This is a genomic window from Streptomyces minutiscleroticus, assembly GCF_014650875.1.
Lineage (GTDB): Bacteria > Actinomycetota > Actinomycetes > Streptomycetales > Streptomycetaceae > Streptomyces > Streptomyces minutiscleroticus.
Genome location: NZ_BMVU01000152.1, coordinates 1 through 3,405, shown reverse-complemented (window position 1 = coordinate 3,405; position 3,405 = coordinate 1). Strand labels below are relative to the sequence as shown.

The 3,405-nt window shown below is 73.4% G+C and carries 3 protein-coding genes and 1 pseudogene; 3 read left to right on the top strand and 1 reads right to left on the bottom strand.

All coding sequences use genetic code 11. From position 1 onward, the window contains the following. From IE271_RS40425 to pgl, 3 genes and pseudogenes are all read left to right on the top strand, one after another. Positions 1-308 (top strand): annotated as a pseudogene (locus IE271_RS40425) (glucose-6-phosphate dehydrogenase); the annotation flags it as partial. Next, positions 305-1,291 (top strand): glucose-6-phosphate dehydrogenase assembly protein OpcA, encoded by a 987-nt coding sequence (opcA, locus tag IE271_RS40420; RefSeq protein WP_190195410.1) that lies wholly within the window; start codon positions 305-307, stop codon positions 1,289-1,291. The pseudogene IE271_RS40425 and the gene opcA, both read left to right, overlap by 4 nt. Further along, a complete protein-coding gene (gene pgl / locus IE271_RS40415) occupies positions 1,288-2,073 on the top strand; it encodes a 6-phosphogluconolactonase (protein ID WP_190195409.1) in 786 nt (261 codons plus the stop codon). The genes opcA and pgl overlap by 4 nt, the downstream gene beginning before the upstream one ends. 175 nt (positions 2,074-2,248) lie before the next feature. On the opposite strand, the gene pgi is transcribed toward pgl, so the two are convergent. Then, positions 2,249-3,405, bottom strand: a 1,157-nt coding sequence (gene pgi / locus IE271_RS40410) for a glucose-6-phosphate isomerase (RefSeq protein ID WP_190195408.1), incomplete at its 5' end; no start/stop codon positions are given.

Sequence of the window (3,405 nt, the reverse complement as noted above, 5' to 3'; positions counted from 1 at the left end):
GCTTCGGCTCCAAGGTGCCCGGCACCTCGATGGAGATCCGGGACGTGTCGATGGACTTCGCCTACGGCGAGTCCTTCACCGAGTCCAGCCCCGAGGCGTACGAGCGCCTCATCCTGGACGTCCTGCTCGGCGACTCCAACCTCTTCCCCCGCACGGAGGAGGTCGAGCTGTCCTGGAAGATCCTCGACCCGATCGAGGAGTACTGGGACACCCACGGCACCCCGGCGCAGTACCCGTCGGGCACCTGGGGCCCCGTCGAGGCGGACGAGATGCTCGCACGAGACGGACGGAGCTGGCGCCGCCCATGAAGATCGATCTCACGGACACCACGGCCGGCAAGGTCAACAAGGCGCTGGTGCAGGGCCGCCGGGCGATCGGCACCCCGGCCGTCGGCATGGTGCTCACCCTCGTCATCGTCACCGACGAGGAGAACGCCTACGACGCGCTCAGGGCCGCCGAGGAGGCCTCGCACGAGCACCCCTCGCGCACCCTGGTGGTCATCAAGCGCGTCTCGCGCACCTCCCGCGACCGCACCGCCTCCCGCCTCGACGCCGAGGTCAGAGTCGGCGCGGAGGCGGGCACCGGCGAGACCGTCCTGCTGCGGCTGTACGGCGAGGTCGTCGACCACGCCCAGTCGGTCGTCCTGCCGCTGCTGCTCCCCGACGCGCCGGTCGTGGTGTGGTGGCCGGTGGACGCCCCCGACAACCCCGCCCAGGACCCGCTGGGCGCGCTCGGCCAGCGCCGCGTCACCGACACGTACACCGCCGAGCACCCCGTGCGGGAGCTCGCCGCCCGCGCCGACGCGTACACGCCCGGCGACACGGACCTGTCGTGGACCCGCATCACGCCCTGGCGCTCGATGCTGGCCGCGGCCCTGGACCAGGTGACCTGCGACGTCACCTCGGTCGAGGTGGAGGGCGAGGAGTCCAACCCGAGCTGCGAGCTGCTGGCGATGTGGCTCGCGGACCGGCTGGACGTCCCCGTCCGGCGGTCCACGTCCGCGGGCCCCGGTCTCACGGCGGTCCGCATGGACACCAGCCGCGGGCCGATCTGCCTGGACCGCGCGGACGGCTCGCTCGCCACCCTCTCCATCGACGGCCAGCCCGCCCGCGCGGTGGCGCTCAAGCGCCGCGGCACGTCCGAGCTGATCGCGGAGGAGCTGCGCCGGCTCGACCCCGACGACACCTACGCGGCCGCGCTGCGGTACGGGGTGGAACGGCTGGGCGCCAGGGCGGGCGCGGCGGAAGCGGCGGCGGTCGGAACCCCGGGCGAGAAGGCGGCGGCACAGTGAGCACTCCTCCTCAGTTGGTCGTCCACCGCGACAAGGACCTGATGGCCCAGGCGGCCGCCGCCCGGCTGATCACGAAGATCGTGGACGCGCAGGCCTCGGCCGGCTCCGCGTCCGTCGTGCTCACCGGCGGCCGCAACGGCAACGGCCTGCTGGCCGCGTTGCGCGACGCCCCCGCCCGGGACGCGGTCGACTGGTCCCGTCTCGACCTGTGGTGGGGGGACGAGCGCTTCCTGCCCGCGGGCGACCCCGAGCGCAACGAGACCCAGGCCCGCGAGGCGCTGCTCGACGCGGTGCCGCTGGACCCGAAGCGCGTGCACGCCATGCCCACGTCAAACGGCCCGTACGGCGACGACGCCGAGGCGGCGGCCGCGGCGTACGCCGCCGAACTCGCGGCGGCCGCGGGCCCCGAGAGCCACGCGGGCGTCCCCGCCTTCGACGTGCTCATGCTGGGCGTCGGCCCGGACACGCACGTGGCGTCCCTGTTCCCGGAGCTGCCCGCGGTGCGGGAGACGGAGCGCACGGTCGTCGCCGTCCACGGCGCGCCCAAGCCCCCGCCGACCCGGATCACGCTGACGCTGCCGGCGATCCGGGCGGCGCGCGAGGTCTGGCTGCTGGCGGCCGGCGAGGACAAGGCGGAGGCCGTGGCGATCACCCTGTCCGGCGCGGGCGAGGTCCAGGCCCCGGCGGCGGGCGCGTACGGCCGGTCCAGGACGCTGATGCTCCTGGACTCGACGGCGGCGTCCCGGCTGCCGCGCGACCTGTACGCGCCGGCGTCGCCGTGAGGCGCTGAGCGGCACGTCGTACGACGCGTGGGGGCGGACCCGGATGCTCCGGGTCCGCCCCCACGTCGTTCCCGCACCGTCCCGCACGGCTCCGCCGTCCGCCTCCCGCGCCCGTCACGGAGCCGCGGCGGCCGGGCCGGGGCCGGCGGGCCCGGAACGGGTGCGCCTGCGGCCGTCACGCCCGGCCGCGCAGCTCCCGGTACGTGGCGACCAGGGCCTTCGTCGACCCGTCGAGGCCGGGCACGTCGGCGCCCTCGGTCAGCGCGGGCTCGATCCGCTTGGCGAGGACCTTGCCGAGCTCGACGCCCCACTGGTCGAAGGAGTCGATGTTCCAGATCGCGCCCTGGACGAACACCTTGTGCTCGTACAGCGCGACGAGCTGGCCCAGGACCGACGGCGACAGCTCCTTGGCGAGGATGGTGGTCGTCGGGCGGTCGCCCTTGAACGTCTTGTGCGGCACCAGTTCCTCGGGCACGCCCTCGGCGCGCACCTCGTCGGCCGTCTTGCCGAAGGCGAGGGCCTGGGTCTGCGCGAAGAAGTTGGCCATCAGCAGGTCGTGCTGGGCGATGAGGCCCGGCAGCAGGTCCGCGACCGGCCGGGCGAAGCCGATGAAGTCGGCCGGGATCAGCTTCGTGCCCTGGTGCAGCAGCTGGTAGTAGGCGTGCTGGCCGTTGGTGCCCGGGGTGCCCCAGACCACCGGGCCCGTCTGCCACTGGACGGGACGGCCCTGGCGGTCCACGGACTTGCCGTTGGACTCCATGTCGAGCTGCTGGAGGTAGTCCGTGAACTTGGAGAGGTAGTGGCTGTAGGGCAGCACCGCGTGCGACTGCGCGTCGTGGAAGTCGCCGTACCAGATGCCCAGCAGGCCGAGCAGCAGCGGCACGTTCTCCTCGGGGGGCGCGGTGCGGAAGTGCTCGTCGACCAGGCGGAACCCGTCGAGCATCTCGCGGAAGCGGTCCGGGCCGATCGCGATCATCAGGGACAGGCCGATCGCCGAGTCGTACGAGTAGCGCCCGCCGACCCAGTCCCAGAACTCGAACATGTTCTGGGTGTCGATGCCGAACTCCTCGACCTTCCCGGCGTTCGTCGACAGGGCCACGAAGTGCTGCGCGACGGCGTCCTGGCCCGCCCGCAGCTCGGTGAGCAGCCAGTCGCGGGCCGAGGTGGCGTTGGTGATCGTCTCGATCGTGGTGAAGGTCTTGGAGGCGACGATGAACAGCGTCTCGGCGGCGTCGAGGTCGCGCACGGCCTCGTGCAGGTCGGCGCCGTCCACGTTGGAGACGAAGCGGACCGTCAGGTCGCGGTCGGTGAAGGCGCGCAGCGCCTCGTACG